We start from the raw sequence: 26,216 nt of genomic DNA, 5'->3' as shown, positions 1-26,216 counted from the left end.
AGCGCGAGGCCGAAGCCCGTCGCCTCGTCTCCCAAGAGGCGCAGCGGCCCTTCGACCTGGCCAACGGCCCTGTCTTCCGCGCACTGCTGCTGCGACTGGGCGAGCAGGACCACGTGCTCCTCGGCACCATGCACCACATCGTCTCCGACGGCTGGTCCATGGGCGTGCTGGTGCGCGAACTGGCCACCTTCTACGCGGCGCACACCACGGGCCAGGAGGCCCACCTCCCCGCTCTGCCCATCCAGTACGCCGACTTCGCCTCCTGGCAGCGCTCGTGGCTGCGCGACGAAGCGCTGGAGAAGCAGCTCGGGTACTGGCGTCAGCAGCTGTCCGGTGCCGCGCCCGTGCTGGAGCTGCCCACCGACAGGCCGCGTCCCGCCATCCAGTCCCACCGCGGCGCTTCGCAGCCGGTGCGCCTGTCGAAGTCCCTGACGGCGTCCTTGATGGCCCTGTGCCGCAGTGAAGGCCTGACGCCCTTCATGGCGCTGCTCGCCGGCTGGCAGGTGCTGCTGGCGCGCTACTCCGGCCAGGACGATGTCTCCATCGGCTCGCCCATCGCAGGCCGCACGCGCCAGGAGACCGAGGGCCTCATCGGCTTCTTCGTCAACACCCTCGTGCTGCGCTCCCGCATTGACTCGCGCGCGACCTTCCGCGAGTTGCTTGCCCAGGTGCGCGCTACGACGCTGGGCGCCTACGACCATCAGGACGTGCCCTTCGAGAAGCTCGTCGAAGAGCTGCGGCCGCAGCGCAGCCTGAGCCACTCGCCGCTGTTCCAGGTGATGTTCGCGCTGCAGAACGCCCCCACCGCCAACATCGAGGTGAAGGGGGACGCGAACAGCCCGCCGCTGCGCATGGAGCCCTTCGATTCGGGGATGCAGGCCACGAAGTTCGACCTGACCCTCTCGCTTTCAGACGGACCCGACGGCTTCGGTGGCACGCTGACCTACCGCACGGACCTGTTCGACGCCTCCACCATCACCCGCATGGTGGAGCACCTGGCCACCCTGCTGGAGGCAGCCGTTTCCGCTCCCGACACCCGCCTCGGCGAGCTGCCCCTGCTGCCCGCTTCCGAGCAGCAACAGGTGTTGGAGCGATGGAATGACACGCGCCGCGAGCTGAACTGGGACGGCGCCCTGCACGAGCGCTTCGAAGTGCAGGCGGCCCGCACTCCGGATGCGCTGGCTGTGCTTGACGACTCCGCCTCGCTCTCCTTCGCCCAGCTCAACCGCCGCGCCAACCAGCTCGCCCGCTGGCTGCGCTCGCGCGGCGTCGGCCCCGAGGTGCGCGTCGCCCTCTGCATGGAGCGTGGCGTCGACATGGTCGTCGCCCTCCTCGCCATCCTCAAGGCCGGTGGCGCCTACGTCCCCATGGACCCCGCCTACCCGCGCGAGCGCCTGGCCTTCATGCTCCAGGACTGCGGCGCCCTCCTCACACTCACCCAGCGCCACCTCTCCGAGCGCTTCGAAGGCTCCTCCGCCGAGGCCGTCTTCCTGGATGACGCCTCCTTCACCGAGGCGCTCTCCCGCGAGTCCGACGCCAACCCCTCCCGCCTCACCTCACCCGAGCACCTCGCCTACGTCATCTACACCTCCGGCTCCACCGGCCGCCCCAAGGGCGTCATGGTGCAGCACGCCTCGGTGATGAACCTGCGGGCCGCCCTGGCTTCCGCCGTCTACTCCGGTGTGGAGCGCTCGCTGCGCGTCAGCCTCAATGCGCCGCTGGCCTTCGATGCCTCGGTGAAGCAACTCGTCCAGGTGGCCGACGGCCATTCCCTCTGCGTGGTGCCCCAGGCGGCCCGCGAGGACGTGGCCCTGCTCAAGGCGTGGGTGGAGAAGCACCAGCTCGACGTGCTCGACTGCTCGCCCTCTCACCTGCGCCTGCTGCTGGAGGAGGGCCTGGCCTCCCGCCGTACTTTGCGCGTGCTGGTGGGTGGTGAGGCCGTGGACGAAGTCCTCTGGGCGAAGCTGTCGGCCCACCCCTTCATCCAGTGCTTCAACGTCTACGGCCCCACTGAGTGCACCGTGGACACCACCGCCCGTGCGGTGCGCGGTGCCTCCCGTCCTTCTCTGGGCGGGCCGCTGGCCAATGTGCAGGTGTACGTCCTCGACGAGAACCTGCGCCCGGTGCCCACCGGCGTGCCTGGTGAACTCTTCATCGGTGGCGCCGGTGTCGCTCGCGGCTACCTCAACCGTCCCGAGCTCTCCGCGGAGAAGTTCATCCCGGATGCCTTCTCCTCCACGCCGGGCGCTCGCCTGTACCGCACGGGCGACAAGGTGCGGTGGCTGGCCAACGGGGAGCTGGACTACCTGGGCCGCATCGACTTCCAGGTGAAGCTGCGCGGCTTCCGCATCGAGCTGGGGGAAATCGAGACCGCCCTCGAGACGCTGCCTGAGGTGCGTCGTGCCGTCGTCCTCGCCCGTGAGGATGTGCCCGGCAACGCGCGCCTCGTCGCCTATCTCGTCACCGACGCGGTTTCGCCTCGCGGCACGGCTCCCGCCACCGGCGCGGTTTCCCATCCGGGCACCGACGCGGCCACCCAACTCGACACCACCGAGCTACGCGCCACCCTCCTGCGCTCGCTGCCCGAGTACATGGTGCCCTCCGCCTTCGTCTTCCTCCCGGCACTGCCCCTCAACACCCACGGCAAGGTCGACCGCAAGGCCCTCCCCGCTCCCGACTTCTCCGCCGACTCCCTCGTCTCCTTCGTCGCCCCTCGCAACTCCGCCGAAGAGAAGCTCGCCTCCATCTGGGCCAAGGTGCTCCACCTGGAGAAGGTCAGCGTCACCGAGGACTTCTTCGCCCTCGGCGGCCACTCCCTCCTCGCCACCCAGGTGGTCTCCCGCGTACGCCGCGCCTTCGAGGTGGACCTGCCCGTGCGCGCCCTCTTCGAGGCGCCCACCATCGCCTCGCTCGCGCTCCGCGTGGAGTCCGCTCGTGCCACCTCCGGCGAGCAGTTGCCGCCGCTGGTGCCCGTGCCCCGCACCGGCCCGCTGCCGCTGTCCTTCGCCCAGCAGCGCTTGTGGTTCCTCGACAGGCTCCAGCCCGGCAGCGCCTTCTACAACATCCCCTTTGCCGTCGAGATCGACGGGGTGCTGCACCACGAGGCGCTCACCCGCTCCCTCCAGGAGCTCGTCCGCCGCCACGAGGCGCTTCGCACCAGCTTCCACAGTCAGGAGGACGGCGAGGCCGTTCAGGTCGTCCATCCGGACGCGGGACTGACCTTGTCGATCGTGGACCTGGGCGACGTGCCCGAGTCCCAGCGGGAGGCCGAGGCCCGGCGCCTGGCTCTCGCCGAGGCGCAGAAGCCCTTCGACCTCGCCCAGGCCCCGCTGATGCGCGCCACCCTGGTGCGGCTGGCGGAGCAGCGCCATGTGCTCATGGTCACCGTCCATCACATCGTCTCGGACGGCTGGTCCAACGGTGTCCTCATGAGGGAGGTCGGCGCCCTCTACTTCGCCTTCGCGCGGGGGTTGCCGTCTCCGCTGCAGCCGCTGACGCTCCAGTACGCCGACTACGCCGCATGGCAGCGCGGCTGGCTGAAGGGCGACGCCCTGGAGCAGCAGGTGGCCTGGTGGCGCAACCAGCTCGCCGGCGTGCCTCACGCCCTGGAGCTGCCCACCGACAGGCCTCGTCCGCCCGTCATGACGTACCGGGGCGCCACCCTCCCGCTGCGCCTGGGCGAGGACCTCACGTCCGCGCTCCGCACCCTGTGCGAGCGTGAAGGCGTCACGCCCTTCATGGCCCTGCTGGCCTCCTTCCAGGTGCTGCTGTCGCGCTACTCCGGCCAGGACGACATCGTCGTCGGTTCCCCCATCGCCAATCGCCAGCGCACCGAACTCGAAGGGCTCGTCGGTTTCTTCGTCAACACGCTCGCCCTGCGCGGGCGGCTGGCTCCGACGATGCGCTTCCGCGAGCTGCTCGCGCAGGTGAAGGAGACCACGCTCGGCGCCTACACCCACCAGGACGTCCCCTTCGAGAAGCTGGTGGAAGAGCTGAAGCTGGAGCGCGACCTCAGTCGCTCGCCGCTGTTCCAGGTGATGCTCGCCCTGCAGAACACTCCGCGCGAGCCGGCCCGTGAGAATGCGGGTGGCGCCGGTACGGTGCGTGCGTTGAGCGTGGACGGCGCCACGTCGAAGTTCGACCTGTCGCTGCTGCTTGGCGACCTCGGCGACGACATCGCCGGCATCCTCGAGTTCAACACCGACCTCTTCGACACCGAGACGGTGCGCCGCATGGGCGACCACCTGGTCCGGCTGCTCGAGTCCGTGGTGGCCGACGCGGGCCAGCCGCTCTGGAGCCTGCCGCTGCTCGGTGAAGAGGAGCGGCGCCACATCCTGGAGGGATTCAACGACACCTCACACGTGCCCCACACGCCCGTGCTGGTGCATCGCCCCGTCGAGGCCCAGGCCGCGCGCACGCCCGACGCGGTCGCCGTCTCCGATGGTACCCGCTCGCTCACGTACGCCGAGCTGGACCGCCGCGCCAACCAGCTGGCGCACCACCTCGTCTCCCTGGGCGTGCCCGCGGGCGGCACTGTCGGTCTGTGTCTCGACAAGAGCCTGGAGATGGCCGTGGCCGTGCTCGCCACGCTCAAGGCTGGCGCCGCCTACCTGCCTCTGGACCCCAACTACCCCGCCGAGCGCCTTGCCTTCATGCTGGAGGACGCCAAGGCTCCCGTCGTCCTCACCCAGTCCCACCTGCTCGCCTCTCTGCCCAAGGACACGCCCGCTCAGCGGGTGTGCGTGGACGCCGAGACGGACACCCTCTCGCGCCAGCCCACCCATGTGCCCCCGGGCCGCGAGCTGTCTCCCGAGGCCAACTGCTACTTCATCTACACCTCTGGCAGCACCGGCCGGCCCAAGGGCATCGTCATGCCCCACCGCGCCGTCAGCTTCCTGCTCGCCTGGCAGAATCCCCAGTCCGTCCACCCCTCCGGCGTCACCCTCCAGTTCGCCTCCCTCAACTTCGACGTCTCCTTCCAGGAGCTCTTCAGCACCTGGTGGATGGGCGGCACCGTGCTGCTGCCCACCGGCGGCCTGCGCCAGGACATCCCCGCCCTGCTGGACTTCATGCACCGGCACGCCGTGGAGCGTCTCTTCCTGCCCTTCGTCGCGCTCCAGGCCATGGCCGACGCCGTCTCTCACGGCGCCACGCTGCCTCGTGCCCTCTCTGAAGTCGTCACCGCGGGCGAGCAGCTCCAGGTGACTCCGGCGCTCGTGGCCTTCTTCGAGAAGCTGCCCGGGTGCGTGCTGGAGAACCAGTATGGCCCGTCGGAGACGCACGTCGTCTCCGCCTACCGGCTGCAGGGGGCTCCTGCCTCGTGGCCGCGGCTGCCGCCCATCGGCGGCCCTCTGCCGCACACGCAGCTCTATGTGCTCGACGCCTACGGGCAGCCCTGCCCGGTGGGCGTGGCCGGCGAGGTGTACGTCGGCGGCACGCACCTGGCCCATGGCTACCTGGACCGGCCGGACCTGACGGCCAAAGCCTTCGTGCCCAACCCCTTCAGCTCCGAGCCCGGTGCACGCATGTACCGCTGCGGCGACGCGGCGAAGTGGCGGCCGGATGGCACCCTGGAGTTCCTCGGCCGCCTCGACGGTCAGGTGAAGGTGCGCGGCTTCCGCGTGGAGCTGGGCGAGGTGGAGTCCGTCCTCCGCTCCGCTCCCGGCGTGCGGGACACCGCCGCCGTGGTCAAGGAGATCGTCTCCGGCGACAAGCGCCTCGTGGCGTACGTCGTGCCGGCACCACACGTCGAGGGTGAGGACGCAGCCACTCTGGACGCGGAGAGCCTGCGCACGTTCCTCCAGCAGCGGCTGCCCGAGTACATGGTGCCCTCCACCTTCGTCATGATGGAGGCCCTGCCGCTGACCCCCAGCGGCAAGCTGGCTCGCAACCTGCTTCCCATGCCTGACGCCGCGAGCCTGCGCGGCGCTCAGCCCTACACCGACCCGCGCACCCCGCTGGAGGCGAAGCTGGCCGAGCTGTTCTCCGCCATGCTGCGCCTGCCTCGGGTCAGCGTCACCGACAGCTTCTTCGAGATGGGCGGCCACTCGCTGCTGGCCACCCAGGTCATCTCCCGCATCCGCTCCACGCTGGATGTCGAGCTGCCCCTGCGCGCCCTCTTCGAGGCGCCCACCGTCGCCGCCCTCGCCTCGCGCATCGAGTCCTCGCGCGCGACCTCCCCGGGCGCCCAGGCTCCGGCCATCATCCCCGTGCCGCGCACGGGCGAGGCCCTGCCGCTGTCCTTCGCCCAGCAGCGCCTGTGGTTCATCGACCAGCTCCAGCCCGGCAGTGCGTCCTACAACATGCCCGCCTTCGTGCGCATGGAAGGCGTGCTGGACTCGGATGCGCTGCGCCGCGCCTTCGACGCTCTGGTGCAGCGCCACGAGGCGCTGCGCACCACCTTCACCCAGCAGGAGGGTCAGCCCCTCCAGGTCATCGCGCCCACGGGCTCGCTGCCGCTGGAGACGGTGGACCTCAGTGGCCTGGAGCCCCAGGCCGCCCGCGCCGAGCTGAATCGCCGCCTGCGCGAGGAGGTGCTGCGGCCCTTCAATCTCTCCACCGGTCCGCTGCTGCGCGCGCAGCTGCTGAAGCTGGGCGAGACGGACCACGTGCTCACCCTCAACATGCACCACATCGTCTCGGACGGCTGGTCCATGGGCGTGCTGGTGCGCGAGGTGGGCGCACTCTACGAGGCCTTCTCCCGAGGCAAGTCGTCGCCCCTGCCGCCCCTGCCCCTCCAGTACGCGGATTACGCCGTCTGGCAGCGTGGGTGGCTCCAGGGCTCTGTGCTCGATGAGCAGATTGGTTACTGGAAGCGCCAGCTCTCCGGGCTGAGCACGTTGGAGCTGCCCACCGACAAGCCGCGTCCTCCCGTGCAGACCTTCCGCGGCGCTCAGGTGCCCGTGGCGCTGTCGCACGCGACGTCCGAACGGCTCCGACTGCTGTGCCAGCGCGAGGGCGCCACGCCCTTCATGGCCCTGCTCGCGTCCTTCCAGGTGCTGCTGTCTCGCTACTCCGGCCAGCAGGACATCACCGTCGGCTCGCCCATCGCCGGCCGTCAGCGTGGTGAGTTGGAAGGGCTCATCGGCTTCTTCGTCAACACGCTCGTGATGCGCACGCGCTTGGAGACGCGTGGCTCCTTCCGTGACCTGCTGCGACAGGTGAAGGAGGCCGCACTGGGCGCGTACGCGCACCAGGACGTGCCTTTCGAGCGTCTGGTGGAAGAGCTGCAGCCGGCTCGCGACATGAGCCGCAGCCCCCTGTTCCAGGTCTTCTTCGCCCTGCAGAACACGCCGATGCCCGCGGCGGGAACCGCGCAGCCCGCACAGCAGCCGGCGCTGGCGCTGCGCCCGCTGGACGCGGTGGATAATCCCAACGCCAAGTTCGAGCTCCAGCTCAACCTGACGGAGCTGCCCGAGGGCTACCAGGGCCTGCTGAGCTACAACACCGACCTGTTCGAGCACTCCACCGCGCAGCGCATGGCGGAGCACTTCCTCCTGCTCGTGGAGGCACTCGTCTCCCGGCCCGAGGCGCCCCTCGCGACGCTGCCCATGCTCACGCAGGTGGAACGTCAGCAGGTGCTGGTGGATTGGAACGCCACCGCCTCCGAGTACCCGCGCGGCTCCACCCTGCCTGAGGTCTTCTCGCAGGTCGTCGCTCGCTTCTCCGACAAGGTCGCCGTCGAGTTCGGCGAGGAGAAGCTCACCTACCGGCAGCTCGATGAGCGTGCCAACCAGCTCGCCTGGCACCTGCGTGGCCTCGGTGTGTCCACCGACTCCCGTGTCGCCATTGCCCTGGACCGCTCGCTGGAGCTGATTGTCTCGTTGGTGGCCATCCTCAAGGCCGGCGGCGCCTACGTCCCGCTCGACCCGTCCTACCCCCGTGAGCGCCTCGCGGCCATGGTGGAGGACGCGCGTCCTCGCGTGCTCGTCACCTCTCGCGCGCTGCGGGCGAAGCTGCCCGTGGACGGACTGGCCACCGTGGTCCTGGAGGACGTGTCCCTGGAGGGGCTGCCCACCTCCGCGCTGCCTTCTGCCGCGATGCCGCAGAGCCTTGCGTACATCGACTTCACTTCCGGCTCCACCGGCCGGCCCAAGGGCGTCGGTACTCCGCAGGCCGCCGTACTGCGCACCGTCTTCGGTGTCGACTACGCGCACCTGGGCCCGGATGAGACCTTCCTGCTCATCGCGCCTGTTTCCTTCGACGCCTCCACCCTGGAACTCTGGGGCCCGCTGCTCCACGGCGCGCGGCTGGTGGTGTTCCCTCCGCACTCGCCTTCCGACCTGAAGGAACTGGAGTCCGTGCTGGTGAAGCACGGGGTGACGACGCTGCACCTCACCTCCGGCCTCTTCACGCAGGTGGTGGACAACAACTTCCCCAGCCTGCGCTCCATCCGGCAGTTGCTCACGGGTGGCGATGTCGTGAGCGCGCCGCACGTGCGCCGGGTGTTGGAGGAGCTGCGCATCCCGGTCACCGCCTGCTACGGCCCCACCGAGACGACGCTCTTCGCCTCCTGCCACCGCATGACGGACGTCGCCCACGTGGGCTCCTCCGTTCCCATCGGCAAGCCCATCGGCAACACCCGCGTGTACCTGCTGGACTCTTCCGGCCAGCCGGTGCCCGTCGGTGTCACGGGTGAGCTGTTCATCGGTGGTGACGGTGTGGCCCGCGGCTACGTGGAGCAGCCTGCCCTCACCGCCGAACGCTTCGTCCCGGATGCGTTCTCCGGCATCCCCGGTGCTCGCCTCTACCGCACGGGAGACCTCGCTCGCTGGCGCAAGGACGGCGTGTTGGAGTTCCTCGGCCGCGCCGATGCCCAGGTGAAGGTGCGCGGCTACCGCATCGAGCTGGCTGAAGTCGAAGCCGCCCTGCTGGCCTTCTCCGACGTCGCCCAGGCCGTGGCCCTCGTTCGCGAGGACGTCCCTGGTGACAAGCGCCTCGTCGGCTACCTCGCCGCTCCCGAGTCGCTCGACACGTCCGCGCTGCGTGCCTTCATCGCTCAGCGCCTGCCCGAGTACATGGTGCCCTCCGCCCTCGTGCGGCTGGACGCCCTGCCTCTCACCGCCAATGCCAAGGTCGACCGCAAGGCCCTGCCTGCCCCCGACGCGGCGCTGGCCTCCGCCGACTCCTACGTCGCGCCTCGCACCTCCACCGAGGAGAAGCTGGCCGCGCTGTTCGCCACCATCCTGCGGCTCAAGCAGGTGAGCGTCACCGGCAACTTCTTCGAACTCGGTGGCCACTCGCTGCTGGCCACCCAGGTCATCTCCCGCATCCGCTCCACCTTCGATGTGGAGCTGCCCCTGCGCGCCCTCTTCGAGGCGCCCACCGTCGCCGCCCTCGCCGAGCGCATCGACGCCTCCCGCGCGGGCACTCAGGCTCCGCCCCTCGTCCCCGCGCCGCGTACTGGCGCACTGCCGCTGTCCTTCGCGCAGCAGCGCCTGTGGCTCATCGACCAGCTCGAGCCCGGCAGCTCCGCCTACAACATGCCCACCGCCCTGCGTCTGCAAGGACCGTTGAACGTGGGCGCCATGGAGCGGGCCTTCACCGCACTGGTGGAGCGTCACGAGTCACTGCGCACCACCTTCGCAGTCCAGGGCGGCGAGCCCGTCCAGGTCATCCATCCCGCCGCCGCCTTCCCGCTGACCGTGGTGGACCTGAGCACCCTGGCCCCCGCCGAGCGCGAGGCCGAGGCCCGCCGCCTCGTCTCCCAAGAGGCGCAGCGGCCCTTCGACCTGGCCAACGGCCCTGTCTTCCGCGCCCTGCTGCTGCGGCTGGGCGAGCAGGACCACGTGCTCCTCGGCACCATGCACCACATCGTCTCCGACGGTTGGTCCATGGGTGTACTGGTGCGCGAGCTGGCCGCGTTCTACGCGGCGCACGCCACGGGCCAGGAGGCCCGCCTGCCCGCTCTGCCCATCCAGTACGCAGACTTCGCTTCCTGGCAGCGCTCGTGGCTGCGCGACGAAGCGCTGGAGAATCAACTGACCTACTGGCGTCGGCAGCTGTCCGGTGCCGCGCCCGTGCTGGAGCTGCCCACCGACAGGCCTCGCCCCGCCATCCAGTCCCACCGTGGCGCCTTGCAGCCGGTGCACCTGTCGAAGTCCCTGACGGAGGCACTGCTTTCGCTGTGCCGCGGTGAGGGCCTGACGCCCTTCATGGCGCTGCTCGCCGGCTGGCAGGTGCTGCTGGCGCGCTACTCCGGCCAGGACGACGTCTCCATCGGCTCGCCCATCGCCGGCCGCACCCGTCAGGAGACCGAGGGCCTCATCGGGTTCTTCGTCAACACCCTCGTGCTGCGCTCCCGCATCGACTCGCGCGCGACTTTCCGCGAGTTGCTTGCCCAGGTGCGCGCTACGACGCTGGGCGCCTACGACCATCAGGACGTGCCCTTCGAGAAGCTCGTCGAGGAGCTGCGCCCGCAGCGCAGCCTGAGCCACTCGCCGCTGTTCCAGGTGATGTTCGCGCTGCAGAACGCCCCCACCGCCAACATCGAGGTGAAGGGGGACGCGAACAGCACGCCGCTGCGCATCGAGTCCTTCGAGTCGGGGATGCAGGCCACGAAGTTCGACCTGACGCTCTCGCTCTCCGAGCAGCCCGATGGCATTGGCGGCACGCTGACCTACCGCACGGACCTGTTCGACGCCTCCACCATTGCTCGCATGGTGGAGCACCTGGCCACCCTGCTGGAGACCGCTGTCTCCGCTCCCGACACCCGCATCGGCGAGCTGCCCCTGTTGCCTGCCTCCGAGCGGCGGCAGATCCTCAACCAGTGGAATGACACGCGCCGCGAGCTGAACTGGGACGGCGCCCTGCACGAGCGCTTCGAAGTCCAGGCCGCTCGCACTCCGGATGCGCTGGCCGTTCTCGACGACTCCGCCTCGCTCTCCTTCGCCCAGCTCAACCGCCGCGCCAACCAGTTTGCTCGCTGGCTGCGCTCGCGCGGCGTCGGCCCCGAGGTGCGCGTCGCCCTCTGCATGGAGCGTGGCGTCGACATGGTCGTCGCCCTCCTCTCCATCCTCAAGGCCGGTAGCGCCTACGTCCCCATGGACCCCGCCTACCCGCGCGAGCGCCTGGCCTTCATGCTCCAGGACTGCGGGGCGCGCCTCGCACTCACCCAGCGCCATCTCTCCGAGCGCTTCGAAGGCTCCTCCGCCGAGGCCTTCTTCCTGGATGACGCCTCCTTCGCCGAGACGCTCGCCCGCGAGTCCGACGCCAACCCCTCCCGCGTCACCTCGCCCGAGCACCTCGCCTACGTCATCTACACCTCCGGCTCCACCGGCCGCCCCAAGGGCGTCATGGTGCAGCACGCCTCGGTGATGAACCTGCGGGCCGCCCTGGCTTCCGCCGTCTACTCCGGCGTGGAGCGCTCGCTGCGCGTCAGCCTCAATGCGCCGCTGGCCTTCGATGCCTCGGTGAAGCAACTCGTCCAGGTGGCCGACGGCCATGCCCTCTGCGTGGTGCCCCAGGCGGCCCGCGAGGACGTGGCCCTGCTCAAGGCGTGGGTGGAGAAGCACCAGCTCGACGTGCTCGACTGCTCGCCCTCTCACCTGCGCCTGCTGCTGGAGGAGGGACTCGCCTCCCGCCGTACTTTGCGCGTGCTGGTGGGTGGTGAGGCGGTGGATGAAGTCCTCTGGGCAAAGCTGTCGGCCCACCCCTTCATCCAGTGCTTCAACGTCTACGGCCCCACCGAGTGCACCGTGGATACCACCGCCCGTGCGGTGCGCGGTGCGTCCCGTCCTTCTCTGGGTGGACCGCTGGCCAACGTGCAGGTGTACGTCCTCGACGAGAACCTGCGCCCGGTGCCTACTGGCGTGCCTGGTGAGCTCTTCATCGGCGGCGCCGGTGTCGCTCGCGGCTACCTCAACCGCCCCGAACTCTCCGCCGAGAAGTTCATCCCCGACCCGTTCAGCGTCACGCCGGGTGCTCGCCTGTACCGCACGGGCGACAAGGTGCGGTGGCTGGCCAACGGGGAGCTGGACTACCTGGGCCGCATCGATTTCCAGGTGAAGCTGCGCGGCTTCCGCATCGAGCTGGGGGAAATCGAGACCGCCCTCGAGGCGCTGCCCGAGGTGCGTCGCGCCGTCGTCCTCGCCCGTGAGGATGTGCCCGGCAACGCACGCCTCGTCGCCTACCTCGTCACTGACTCCGCCACCCACCTCGACACCAACGAGCTGCGCGCCACCCTCCTGCGCTCGCTGCCCGAGTACATGGTGCCCTCCGCCTTCGTCTTCCTCCCGGCACTGCCCCTCAATACCCACGGCAAGGTCGACCGCAAGGCACTCCCCGCTCCCGACTTCTCCGCAGACTCCCTCGCCTCCTTCGTTGCCCCTCGCAACTCCGCCGAAGAGCAGCTCGCCTCCATCTGGGCCGAGGTGCTCCACCTCGAGAAGGTCAGCGTCACCGAGGACTTCTTCGCCCTCGGCGGCCACTCCCTCCTCGCCACCCAGGTGGTCTCCCGCGTGCGCCGCGCCTTCGAGGTGGACCTGCCCGTGCGCGCTCTCTTCGAGGCGCCCACCATCGCCTCGCTCGCGCTCCGCGTGGAGTCCGCTCGTGCCACCTCCGGCGAGCAGTTGCCGCCGCTGGTGCCCGTGCCCCGTACAGGCCCGCTGCCCCTGTCCTTCGCCCAGCAGCGCCTGTGGTTCCTCGACAGGCTCCAGCCCGGCAGCGCCTTCTACAACATCCCCTTCGCTGTCCGGATTGACGGGGTGCTGCACCATGAGGCGCTCACCCGCTCTCTGCAGGAGCTCGTCCGTCGCCACGAGGCGCTTCGCACCAGCTTCCACAGCCAGGCGGACGGAGAAGCCGTCCAGGTCGTCCACTCCGACGTCGAGCTGGCTCTCCCTCTCGTGGACCTGGGTGACATGCCCGAGTCCCAGCGGGAGGCCGAGGCCCGGCGCCTGGCTCTCGCCGAGGCGCAGAAGCCCTTCGACCTCGCCCAGGCCCCGCTGATGCGCGCCACCCTGGTGCGGCTGGCGGAGCAGCGCCATGTGCTCGTGGTCACCGTCCACCACATCGTCTCGGACGGCTGGTCCAACGGCATCCTCATGCGCGAGGTGGGCACGCTCTATCCGGCCTTCTCGCGCGGCCTGCCCTCGCCGCTGCAGCCGCTGACGCTCCAGTACGCCGACTACGCCGCATGGCAGCGCGGCTGGCTGAAGGGCGACGCCCTGGAGCGGCAGGTGGCCTGGTGGCGCAACCAGCTCGCCGGCGTGCCCACCGCGCTGGAGCTGCCCACCGACAGGCCTCGTCCGCCCGTCATGACCTACCGGGGCGCCACCCTCCCGCTGCGCCTGGGCGAGGACCTCACGTCCGCGCTCCGCGCCCTGTGCGAGCGCGAGGGCGTCACGCCCTACATGGCCCTGCTGGCCTCCTTCCAGGTGCTGCTATCGCGCTACTCCGGCCAGGACGACATCGTCATCGGCTCACCCATCGCCAACCGCCAGCGCACCGAACTGGAGGGCCTCGTCGGCTTCTTCGTCAACACGCTCGCCTTGCGTGGGCGGTTGGCTCCGACGATGCGCTTCCGCGAGCTGCTCGCGCAGGTGAAGGAGACCACGCTCGGCGCCTACACCCACCAGGACGTCCCCTTCGAGAAGCTGGTGGAAGAACTGAAGCTGGAGCGCGACCTCAGCCGCGCGCCGCTGTTCCAGGTGATGCTCGCCCTACAGAACACTCCGCGCGAGCAGGCTCGGGAAGGCGCGAGCGGCGCTGGCGCCGTGAGCCCTCTCGGTGTGGATAGCGCCACGTCGAAGTTCGACCTGTCGCTGCTGCTCGGCGACTTCGGCGACGACATCGGCGGCATCCTCGAGTTCAACACCGACCTCTTCGACTCCGAGACGGTGCGCCGCATGGGCGACCACCTGCTCCACCTGTTGAAGTCGGTGGTGGCCGATGCGAGCCAGCCGCTCTGGAGCCTTCCGCTGCTTGGTGAGGAGGAGCGGCGTCACATCCTGGAAGGCTTCAACGACACCTCGCGCGTGCCCCACACGCCCGTGCTGGTGCATCGCCCCGTCGAGGCTCAGGCCGCGCGCACGCCCGACGCGATCGCTGTCACTGACGGCACCCGCTCGCTCACGTACGCCGAGCTGGACAGGCGCGCCAATCAGATGGCGCATCGGCTGGTGCAGCTTGGCGTGCCCGTGGGTGGCACTGTCGGTCTGTGCCTGGACAAGAGCCTGGAGATGACCGTGGCCGTGCTCGCCACGCTCAAGGCTGGCGCCGCCTACCTGCCGCTGGACCCCAACTACCCCGCCGAGCGCCTTGCCTTCATGCTGGAGGATGCCAAGGCTCCCGTCGTCCTCACCCAGTCCCACCTGCTCTCGTCACTGCCCAAGGACACGCCCGCCCAGCGAGTGTGCGTGGACACCGAGACGGACACCCTCTCGCGCCAGCCCACCCATGTTCCCCCGGGCCGCGAGCTGTCTCCCGAGGCCATCTGCTACTTCGTCTACACCTCCGGCAGCACCGGGCGGCCCAAGGGCATCGTCATGCCCCACCGCGCCGTCAGCTTCCTGCTCGCCTGGCAGAACCCCCAGTCCGTCCACCCCTCCGGCGTCACCCTCCAGTTCGCCTCCCTCAACTTCGACGTCTCCTTCCAGGAGCTCTTCAGCACCTGGTGGATGGGCGGCACCGTGCTGCTGCCCACCGGCGGCCTGCGTCAGGACATCCCCGCCCTGCTGGACTTCATGCACCAGCACGCCGTGGAGCGTCTCTTCCTGCCCTTCGTCGCGCTCCAGGCCATGGCCGACGCCGTCTCCCACGGCGCCACGCTGCCCCGTGCCCTCTCTGAAGTCGTCACCGCGGGCGAGCAACTCCAGGTGACTCCGGCGCTGGTGGCCTTCTTCGAGAGGCTGCCCGGGTGCGTGCTGGAGAACCAGTTCGGCCCCTCCGAGGCGCACGTCGTCTCCGCCTACCGCCTGCAAGGCCCTCCGTCCACGTGGCCCCGCCTGCCGTGCGTCGGCTCACCGTTGGCACATACGCAGCTCTATGTGCTCGACGCCTACGGGCAGCCTTGCCCGGTGGGCGTGGCCGGCGAGGTGTACGTCGGCGGCACGCACCTGGCCCATGGCTACCTGGACCGGCCGGACCTGACGGCCAAGGCCTTCGTGCCCAATCCCTTCAACTCCGAGCCCGGCGCGCGCATGTACCGCTCCGGCGACGCGGCGAAGTGGCGGCCGGACGGTAACCTGGAGTTCCTCGGCCGCCTCGACGGTCAGGTGAAGGTGCGCGGCTTCCGCGTGGAGCTGGGCGAGGTGGAGTCCGTCCTCCGCTCCGCTCCCGGCGTGCGGGACACCGCCGCCGTGGTCAAGGAGATCGTCTCCGGCGACAAGCGCCTCGTGGCGTACGTCGTGCCGGGTGACGCCGCGACCGCTCCGGACGCGGAGAGCCTGCGCACGTTCCTCCAGCGGCGGCTGCCCGAGTACATGGTGCCCTCCGCCTTCGTCATGATGGAGGCCCTGCCGCTAACCCCCAGCGGCAAGCTCGCTCGCAACCTGCTGCCCATGCCTGACGCGGCGGACCTGCGCGGCGCTCAGCCCTACACCGACCCGCGCACCCCGCTGGAGGCGAAGCTGGCCGAGCTGTTCTCCGCCATCCTGCGCCTGCCTCGGGTCAGCGTCACCGACAGCTTCTTCGAGATGGGCGGTCACTCGCTGCTGGCCACCCAGGTCATCTCCCGCATCCGCTCCACGCTGGATGTCGAGCTGCCCCTGCGCGCCCTCTTCGAAGCGCCCACCGTCGCCGCGCTCGCCTCGCGCATCGAGTCCTCGCGCTCGGCCTCGCCGGGTGCCCAGGCTCCGGCCATCGTCCCCGTGCCGCGCACGGGCGAGGCCCTCCCGCTGTCCTTCGCTCAGCAGCGCCTGTGGTTCATCGACCAGCTCCAGCCCGGCAGTGCCTCCTACAACATGCCCACGTTCGTGCGCATGGACGGCGTGCTGGACTCGGATGCGCTGCGCCGCGCCTTCGACGCTCTGGTGCAACGCCACGAGGCACTGCGCACCACCTTCACCCAGCAGGAAGGCCAGCCCCTCCAGGTCGTCGCTCCCATCGGCACGCTGCCGCTGGAGACGGTGGACCTCAGTGGCCTGGAGCCCCAGGCCGCCCGAGCGGAGCTGAATCGCCGCCTGCGCGAGGAGGTGCTGCGGCCCTTCAACCTTTCCACCGGTCCGCTGCTGCGCGCGCAGCTGCTGAAGTTGGGCCCCACCGACCACGTGCTGGCGCTCAACATGCACCACATCGTCTCGGACGGCTGGTCCATGGGCGTACTGGTGCGTGAGGTGGGCGCGCTCTACGAGGCTTTCTCTCAGAGCCAGCCGTCCCCGCTGCCGCCCCTGCAGCTCCAGTATGCGGACTACGCGGTCTGGCAGCGTGGGTGGCTCCAGGGCGCGGTGCTCGATGAGCAGATCGGCTACTGGAAGCAGCAGCTCTCCGGGCTGAGCACGCTGGAGCTTCCCACCGACAAGCCTCGTCCTCCCGTGCAGACCTTCCGTGGCGGTCAGGTACCCGTGGCCCTGTCCACCGCCGCTTCGGAGAGGATCAAGGCCCTGTGCCAGCAGGAGGGCGCCACGCCCTTCATGGCCCTGCTCGCCTCGTTCCAGTTGCTGCTGTCTCGCTACTCCGGCCAGCAGGACATCACCGTCGGCTCGCCCATCGCGGGCCGCCAGCGCGGTGAGCTGGAAGGCCTCATCGGCTTCTTCGTCAACACGCTCGTGATGCGCACGCGGTTGGAGACACGTGGCTCCTTCCGTGACCTGCTGCGGCAGGTGAAGGAAGCGGCGCTGGGCGCGTACGCGCACCAGGACGTGCCCTTCGAGCGGCTGGTGGAGGAGTTGCAGCCGGCTCGCGACATGAGCCGCAGCCCCCTGTTCCAGGTCTTCTTCGCCCTGCAGAACACCCCCATACCTTCGGCGCGCGATTCCCAGTCCGCGCGGAAGCCGTCGCTGTCGCTGCGCCCGCTGGAGGCAGTGGACAACCCCAACATCAAGTTCGAGCTCCAGATCAACCTGACGGAGCTGCCCGACGGATACCGGGGCTCGCTGGGCTACAACATCGACCTGTTCGAGCACTCCACCGCGCAGCGCATGGCGGAGCACTTCCTCCTGCTCGTGGAAGCGCTCGTCGCCACGCCTGACGCGCCCCTCGCGACGCTGCCCATGCTCACGCAGGCGGAGCGTCAGCAGGTGCTGGTGGATTGGAACGCCACTACCTCCGAGTACCCGCGCGGCTCCACCCTGCCCGAGGTCTTCTCGCAGGTCGTCGCTCGCTTCCCGGAGAAGATCGCCGTCGAGTTCGGCGAGGAGAAGCTCACGTATCGGCAGCTCGATGCGCGCGCCAACCAGCTCGCCTGGCACCTGCGGAGCCTCGGTGTGTCCACCGACTCCCGTGTCGCCATCGCGCTGGACCGCTCGCTGGAGCTGATTGTCTCGCTGGTCGCCATCCTCAAGGCCGGCGGCGCCTACGTCCCGCTCGACCCGTCCTACCCCCGTGAGCGTCTGACGGCCATGGTGGAGGATGCGCGTCCTCGCGTGCTCGTCACCTCTCGCGCGCTGCGGGCGAAGCTGCCCGTGGCCGAGACGTTGGCCTCTCCGGGGCAGCCGGCCTCCTCGTCGTTGTCGGCCGCGCGTGGATTGCCCGGGGACGGGCTGTCCACCGTGGTGCTGGAGGACGTGTCCCTGGACGGTCTGCCCACTTCCACACCTCCGGCCTCCGCACTGCCGCAGAGCCTTGCGTACATCGACTTCACCTCCGGCTCCACCGGCCGGCCCAAGGGCGTCGGTACCCCGCAGGCCGCCGTCCTGCGCACCGTCTTCGGTGTCGACTACGCGCACCTCGGCCCGGATGAAACCTTCCTCCTCATCGCGCCCGTCTCCTTCGACGCCTCCACCCTGGAGCTGTGGGGTCCGTTGCTCCACGGAGCGCGGCTGGTGGTGTTCCCGCCTCACTCGCCTTCCGACCTGAAGGAGCTGGAGTCCGTGCTGACGAAGCACGGCGTCACCACGCTCCACCTCACCTCGGGCCTCTTCACGCAGGTGGTGGACAACAACTTCGCGGCCCTCCGTGGCGTGAAGCAGCTGCTCACCGGTGGCGACGTCGTCAGCGCGCCTCACGTGCGCCGCGTCCTCGAAGAGCTGCGCATCCCCGTCACCGCCTGCTACGGCCCTACCGAGACGACGCTCTTCGCCTCCTGCCACCGCATGACGGACGTCGCCCACGTCGGCACCTCCGTTCCCATCGGCAAGCCCATCGGCAACACCCGCGTGTACCTGCTGGACTCTTCCGGCCAGCCGGTGCCCGTCGGTGTCACGGGTGAGCTGTTCATCGGTGGTGACGGCGTCGCCCGCGGCTACGTGGAGCAGCCCGCCCTCACCGCCGAGCGCTTCGTCCCGGATGCGTTCAGTGGCATCCCCGGTGCTCGCCTGTACCGCACGGGTGACCTCGCCCGGTGGCGCAAGGACGGCGTGCTGGAGTTCCTCGGCCGCGCCGATGCCCAGGTGAAGGTGCGTGGCTACCGCATCGAGCTGGCTGAAGTCGAAGCCGCCCTGCTGGCCTTCTCCGACGTGGCCCAGGCCGTGGCCCTCGTTCGCGAGGACGTCCCCGGTGACAAGCGCCTCGTCGGCTACCTCGCCGCTCCCGAGTCCCTCGACATCAGCGCCCTGCGCGCCTTCCTCAAGCAGCGGCTGCCCGAGTACATGGTGCCCTCCGCCCTCGTGCGGCTGGACGCACTGCCCCTCACCTCCAACGCCAAGGTCGACCGCAAGGCCCTGCCTGCTCCGGACTCGGCTCCGGCGACCTCCGCCCGCGCCTTCGTCGCTCCGCGCAATCCCACCGAGGAGAAGCTCGCGGCGGCCTGGGCCCAGGTGCTCCGCGTGCAGCGCGTGGGCATCCACGACAACTTCTTCGAGCTGGGCGGCCACTCCCTGCTGGCCACGCAGGTCATCTCCCGCATCCGCTCCACGCTGGATGTCGAGCTGCCCCTGCGTGCCCTCTTCGAGGCCCCCACCGTCGCCACCCTCGCCGAGCGCATCGACGCCTCTCGTTCGGGCACCCAGGCTCCCGCCATCGTGCCCGTGCCGCGCACCGGACCGCTGCCGCTGTCCTTCGCCCAGCAGCGGCTGTGGTTCATCGACCAGCTCCAGCCCGGCAGCGCCTCCTACAACATGCCCTCCTTCGTGCGCATGGAGGGCGTGCTGGACTCGGATGCCCTGCGCCACGCTTTCGAGGCGCTGGTGCAGCGCCACGAGGCGCTGCGCACCACCTTCACCCAGCAGGAGGGCCAGCCCCTCCAGGTCATCGCCCCCACGGGCTCACTGCCGCTGGAGACGGTGGACCTCAGTGGCCTGGAGCCCCAGGCGGCCCGCGCCGAGCTGGAGCGCCGCCTGCGTGAGGAGACGCTGCGGCCCTTCAACCTCTCCACCGGTCCGCTGATTCGCTCACAACTGCTGAAGCTGAGCCCCACCGACCACGTGCTCGCGCTCAACATGCACCACATCGTCTCGGACGGCTGGTCCACGGGCGTGCTGGTGCGTGAGGTGGGGGCGCTCTACGAGGCCTTCGCCCAGGGACGGCCGTCCCCGCTGCGCCCGCTGGACATCCAGTACGCGGACTACGCGGTCTGGCAGCGCTCGTGGCTGCAGGGCGCGGTGCTCGACGAGCAGCTCGGCTGGTGGCGCACGCAGCTCTCCGGGCTGAGCACGCTGGAGCTTCCCACCGACAAGCCGCGTCCTCCCGCGCAGACCTTCCGCGGCGCTCAGGTGCCCGTGGCCTTGTCCGCCAGCGCTTCGGAGAAGCTCAAGGCCCTGTGCCAGCAGGAGGGCGCCACGCCCTTCATGGCGCTGCTCGCCGCCTTCCAGGTGCTGCTGTCCCGCTACTCCGGTCAGCAGGACATCGCTGTCGGCTCGCCCATCGCCGGCCGTCAGCGCGGTGAGACGGAGGGCCTCATCGGCTTCTTCGTCAACTCGCTGGTGATGCGGGCCCGCGTGGAGGACACGTCCTCGTTCCTCCACCACCTGCGCCGCGTGAAGGAGATGGCGCTGGGCGCGTACGCGCACCAGGACGTGCCTTTCGAGCGGCTGGTGGAGGAGCTGCAGCCCAACCGGGACATGAGCCGCAGCCCGCTCTTCCAGGTCATCTTCGCGCTGCAGAACGCACCCACGGCCTCGGCGCAGGGCACGTCCCAACCCCAGAAGCCGGCCCTGTCGCTGCGTCCCCTGGAGGCGGTGGACAACCCCACCGTCCGCTTCGAGCTGGAGCTGAGCCTGTCCGAGTCGCAGGACGGCTTCCGCGGCCCCCTGCGCTACAACACCGACCTGTACTCGCCGGCCACCGCGCGGCGGATGGCGGAGCACTTCCGCGTGCTCGTGGAGGCGCTCGTCTCCCGGCCCGAGGCCCCGCTCGCCACCCTCTCGATGCTCACCGAGACCGAGCGCCGGCAGGTGCTGACGGAGTGGAGCACCGCCACCTCCGAGTACCCGCGCGAGTCCACCCTGCCCGAGGTCTTCTCGCGGGTCGTCGCTCGCGCCCCCGGCAACGTCGCCGTCGAGTTCGGGGGCGAGACACTCACCTACCGGCAGCTCGATGCGCGCGCCAACCAGCTCGCCTGGCACCTGCGCGGCCTTGGTGTGTCCACCGACTCGCGCGTGGCCATCGCCCTGGACCGCTCGCTGGAGCTGATGGTCTCCCTCGTCGCCATCCTCAAGGCCGGCGGCGCCTACGTCCCGCTCGACCCGTCGTACCCCCGCGAACGCCTCGCGGCCATGGTGGAAGACGCCAGCCCTCGCGTGCTCATCAGCTCTCGCGCGCTCCTGGCGAAGCTGCCCGTGGACGGCCTGTCCACCGTGGTGCTGGAGGACGTGTCCCTGGAGTCGCAACCGGCGTTCGCGCCTCCCTCGGCCGCGCTGCCCGACAGCCTCGCGTACATCGACTTCACCTCCGGCTCCACCGGCAGGCCCAAGGGCGTCGGCACCACCCACCGCGGCGTGCTGCGCACCCTCATCGGCGTCGACTACGCGCGCTTCGGACCCGACGAAGTCCTCCTCCACCTCGCGCCCATCTCCTTCGACGCCTCCACCTTCGAAATCTGGGGCGCGCTGCTGCACGGTGCCCGGCTGGTGGTGATGCCTCCCCAGGTGCCCTCGCTGGAGGAGCTGGGCCGGGTCATCCAGTCCTCGGGTGTCACCACGATGTGGGCCACCGCGGGCCTGTTCACCCAGCTCGTGGACAACCCGCCTCCGGGGTTCACCTCCGTCAAGCACGTCATGACGGGCGGTGACGTCGTGTCGCCGGCCCACGTGCGCCGTGCCGTGGAGACGCTGCGCATCCCCGTCACCGACTGCTACGGCCCCACCGAGACGACGGTCTTCGCCACCACCTTCCCCGTGACGCGCCCGGAGCAGGTGGACACCTCCGTGCCCATCGGCAAGCCGATTGGCGGCACGCGGCTGTACGTCCTCGATGCCCACGGCCAGCCCGCGCCGGTGGGCGTCATCGGCGAGCTGTTCATCGGCGGCGATGGCCTGGCCCGTGGCTACGTGGGCCAGCCCTCGCTCACCGCCGAGCGCTTCGTCCCCGATGCGTTCTCCGGCATCCCGGGTGCGCGCCTGTACCGCACCGGTGACCTGGTGCGCTGGCGCGCGGATGGCGTGCTCGACTTCGTCGGCCGCGCCGACACCCAGGTGAAGCTGCGCGGCTTCCGCATCGAGCTGGCCGAGGTGGAGACCGCGCTGCGCGCCTTCACCGACGTGAGCCACGCCGTGGCCCTGGTGCGCGAGGACGTCCCCGGCGACAAGCGGCTGGTCGGCTACGTCGCGGCTCCAGAGTCGCTCGACATCACCGCGCTGCGTGCGTTCCTCAAGCAGCGGCTGCCCGAGTACATGGTGCCCTCCGCCCTCGTGCGGCTGGACGCCCTGCCCCTCACGACCAACGCCAAGGTGGACCGAAAGGCCCTGCCCGTCCCCGACGCGGCACCGGCCTCGTCCTCCGCCTCCTACGTCGCCCCGAGCACGCCCACCGAGGAGAAGCTGGCGGCGCTGTTCGCGGACGTCCTGCGCGTGCAGCGGGTCGGCGCCACGGACCACTTCTTCGAGCTGGGCGGCCACTCCCTGCTGGCCACGCAGGTCATCTCCCGCATCCGCTCCACGCTGGATGTGGAGCTGCCCCTGCGCGCCCTCTTCGAGGCCCCCACCGTGTCGGCCCTCGCCGCGCGCATCCAGACCGCCCGCTCGGGTGGCTCGCTCCAGGCGCCGAGCCTGGTGGCCCGCACGCACGGTGGCCCCGTGCCGCTGTCCTTCGCCCAGCAGCGGCTGTGGTTCATCGACCAGCTCCAGCCCGGCGGCTCCGCCTACAACATGCCCTCGCCGGTGCGCCTCACCGGCGCGCTCGACGTGGCGGCCCTGGAGCGCGCCCTGCACGCCCTCGTCGAGCGCCACGAGTCGCTGCGCACCACCTTCGCCGCCAACCAGGGCGAGCCCGTGCAGGTCATCCACCCCGCGGTGGCCTTCCCGCTGGCCGGGGTGGACCTGAGCGTGCTGCCGCCCGAGCAGCGCGAGGCCGAGGCCCGGCGGCTGGCCGCCGAGGAGAGCGTCCGCCCGTTCGACCTCACCCGGGGACCGCTCTTCCGCGCCTCGCTGCTGCGGCTGGCGCCGGAGGACCATGTGCTGCTGCTCAACGTGCACCACATCGTCTCCGACGGCTGGTCGATGGGCATCCTCATCCGCGAGCTGGCCGCCCTCTACGAGGCCCACGCCTCCGGCCGGACGCCCCAGCTGCCGCCGCTGCCGGTGCAGTACGCCGACTACTCCGTGTGGCAGCGCGACTGGCTGCGCGGGGACGTGCTCGACGCGCAGCTCGGCTACTGGAAGCAGCAGCTCGGCGACGCGCCCCAGGCGCTGGAGCTGCCCACCGACAGGCCCCGCCCGGCCGTGCAGACCTTCCACGGCGCGGTGCACCCCTTCACGCTGTCCGCCGAGCTGAGCCAGCGGCTGGAGGCGCTAGCCCGCCAGCACGACGCCACCCTCTTCATGGTGCTGCTGGCCGCCTGGCAGACGCTGCTCTCCCGCTACTCCGGGCAGGATGACGTCGTCGTCGGCTCGCCCATCGCCGGCCGCAACCGCACGGAGACGGAGGGCCTCATCGGCTTCTTCGTCAACTCGCTCGCGCTGCGCGCCCACTTCTCCGGCGCCGACACCTTCACCACGCTGCTGCACCGCGTGCGCGAGACGACGCTGGGCGCCTACGCCCACCAGGAGGTGCCGTTCGAGAAGCTCGTGGAGGTCCTCCAGCACGAGCGCGACCTGAGCCGCTCGCCGCTGTTCCAGGTCATGTTCTCGCTGCAGAACCTGCCCACGTCCTCCATCTCGCTGCCGGGGCTGAAGCTGTCCTCGGTGGCGGCGTCGATGAACGCCGCCAAGTTCGAGCTGACGCTGACGATGACGCCGAGCCCGGACGGCCTGTTCGGCTCGCTCAACTACAACACCGACCTGTTCGACGCCTCCACCGCCGCGCGCATGGCGGGCCACCTGCGGGTCCTGCTGGAGGCCCTCGCCGCCCACCCGCACCAGCGCCTGTCCGAGCTGCCGCTGATGCGCGAGGACGAGCAGCGCCAGTTGCTGCGCGACTGGAACGAGACGGCCGTGCCCTTCCCGGATGGCGCCCTCGTGCACGAGCTGTTCGAGGCCCAGGCCGCGAGGACGCCCGATGCGCCGGCCCTGCGCTTCGGCGCGCGGGTGCTGAGCTACCGCGAGCTGGACGCGCGCGCCAACCAGCTCGCCCATGAGCTGCGCGGCCGTGGCGTGGACGCCGACACGCGCGTGGCGCTGTGCATGGAGCGCTCGTTCGACCTCGTCGTGGGCCTGCTCGGCGTGCTCAAGGCCGGCGGCGCCTACGTGCCGCTCGACCCGGCCTACCCGCGCGAGCGCCTGGCGTACATGCTCGACGACTGCGGCGCCCGGGTGCTCCTCACCCACTCGCACCTGCGCGACACGCTGCCGGCCTTCACTGGCGACGTGCTGACGCTGGACACCGCGGGTGACGTGCTCGCCCGCCACCCGGCCACCGCGCCGACGCGGCGGGGCTCGGCGGAGGACCTGGCGTACGTCATCTACACCTCCGGCAGCACCGGCCGGCCCAAGGGCGTCATGGTGGCGCACCGGGGCGTGCCGGCCCTGGCGCAGCACATGGCGCGCGCCACGGGCCTGCGCCCCGGCCAGCGCGTGCTCCAGTTCGCGTCCTTCAGCTTCGACGCCGCCGTGTACGAGGTGACGCTGGCGCTGCTCAACGGCGCCACGCTGGTGCTCGCGCCGCGCGAGGAGCTGCTCCCCGGCCAGCCCCTGGTGGACACGCTGCGCGGGCAGGCCATCGACTCGGTGCTGCTGCCGCCCTCCGTGCTGGCGCTGCTGCCCACGGAAGGGCTGGAGACGCTGGGCACCCTCATCTCCGGCGGCGAGGCCTGCACGGCGGAGGTGGTGGCGAAGTGGGCCCCCGGACGCCACTTCATCAATGCCTACGGCCCCACCGAGTCCACCGTCATCGCCACGCTGCACACGTGCGTGCCGGACGGGCAGCGTCCGCCGCTGGGTCGGGCCCTGTCCAACACGCGGCTGTACGTGTTGGACGGGCACCTGCGCCCGGTGCCGGTGGGCGTGCCCGGTGAGCTGTTCATCGGCGGCGTGGGTCTTGCGCGCGGCTACCTTGGCCGCCCGGAGCTGACAGCCGAGCGCTTCGTGCCCGACACCTTCGGCACCACGCCCGGCGGGCGGCTGTACCGCACGGGCGACCGCGTGCGCTGGCTGGCCGACGGCACCCTGGAGTACCTCGGCCGCACCGACTTCCAGGTGAAGCTGCGCGGCTTCCGCATCGAGCTGGGAGAAATCGAGGCCGTGCTCTCCGCGCAGTCCGGCGTGCGTCAGGCGCTGGTGCTGGTGCGCGAGGACCGGCCGGGCGACCAGCGGCTCGTGGCGTACGCGGTGCCCGCCCAGGGCGTGTCGCTGGAGGCCGAGGGGCTGCGGACCGCGCTCAAGCAGCGGCTGCCCGAGCACATGGTGCCCTCCGCCTTCGTCGTGCTGGAGGCCCTGCCGCTGACGCCCAACGGCAAGGTGGACCGCAAGGCGCTGCCCGTTCCCGAGGCCTCGGCTTCCACCGCGGCGTTCGTGGCCCCGCGCACGCCCATGGAGGAGACCGTGGCCGCCATCTGGGCCGAGGTGCTCCTCCTGGAGAAGGTCGGCGTCACCGACGACTTCTTCGCCCTCGGGGGCCACTCGCTCCTCGCGGTGCGCCTCATGTCCCTGCTGCGCGAGCGCACCGGCGTCACACTGCCCGTGTCGGCCCTCTTCCAGGGCACCACCGTGGAGCGCCTCGCGCGGCGGCTGGAGGAGCGCGACGAAGCCTCCCGGTCCACCTCCAACCTCACGCGGCTGGACTCCGGCCCGGCCACGGGCCAGCCCCTGTTCCTCGTCCACGGGGGCGGCGGCGGCGTGCTGGGCTACACCGAGCTCGTCCGCCTGCTCGGTTCCCGCCGTCCCGTGTACGGCCTGTCCGTCTCCGGCCTGGAAGCAGGCGAGCTCCCCGCCGCCTCCGTCGAGGTGCTCGCGCGGGACTACCTCGCGCAGATTCGCGCCGTGCAGCCGCACGGTCCGTATCTGCTGGGTGGCTGGTCCTTCGGCGGACTCGTCGCCTACGAGATGGCGCGCCTGCTCGAGGCCGCGGGCGAGCGGGTGGAGCTGCTGGCCCTGCTCGACAGCCTCGCGCCCCGGCGCGAGCCGCTCCCCGAGCCGGACGCGCTCACGCAGCTCGCGGGCTTCGGCCGGGTGCTCGGGTTGTCCTGGCGGGACATACCGCTGGACGTGGAAGCGCTGCGGCACATGGACGTCCGCGAGGCCCTGGCCCACGTGCTGGAGCAGGCGCGGCGCTCACCGTCCGGCGCGCCCGACCTGACGCTGGACGCGGCCGAGCGCCTCTTCCGCGTCCACCAGCGGCTCAGCCAGGCCCAGCGCACCTACGTGCCCGCCAGCACCTACACGGGCCCCACCGTGCTCCTGCGGGCCGCCACGCTCCAGGCCGGCATGCCCCGGACCGAGGACATGGGCTGGGGTTCGTGGCTCACCGGCGCGCTGACGGTGTATGAAGTGCCGGGCGACCACTACACCCTGCTGAGCGCGCCCAACGCCCCCCACGTGGCGGCACGGCTCGCCAAACACCTGGAATCCTTGGAGCGCGACGCCTCATGA

Annotated in this window: 1 protein-coding gene (running past one end of the window); it reads left to right on the top strand. The window is 70.7% G+C overall.

Features of this window, described 5'->3' with window-relative positions:
* A protein-coding gene (locus HG543_RS01250; protein ID WP_169342772.1) for a non-ribosomal peptide synthase/polyketide synthase crosses the window boundary here: on the top strand, positions 1 to 26,216 show its 3' portion. The gene continues 24,925 nt to the left of window position 1, outside the view; 26,216 of the gene's 51,141 nt are visible here — the last part of the coding sequence; its start codon lies beyond the left edge, outside the window; its stop codon occupies positions 26,214 to 26,216.

The organism is Pyxidicoccus fallax (assembly GCF_012933655.1).
Classification (GTDB): domain Bacteria; phylum Myxococcota; class Myxococcia; order Myxococcales; family Myxococcaceae; genus Myxococcus; species Myxococcus fallax.
This window is presented reverse-complemented; position numbering and strand designations above follow the sequence as displayed.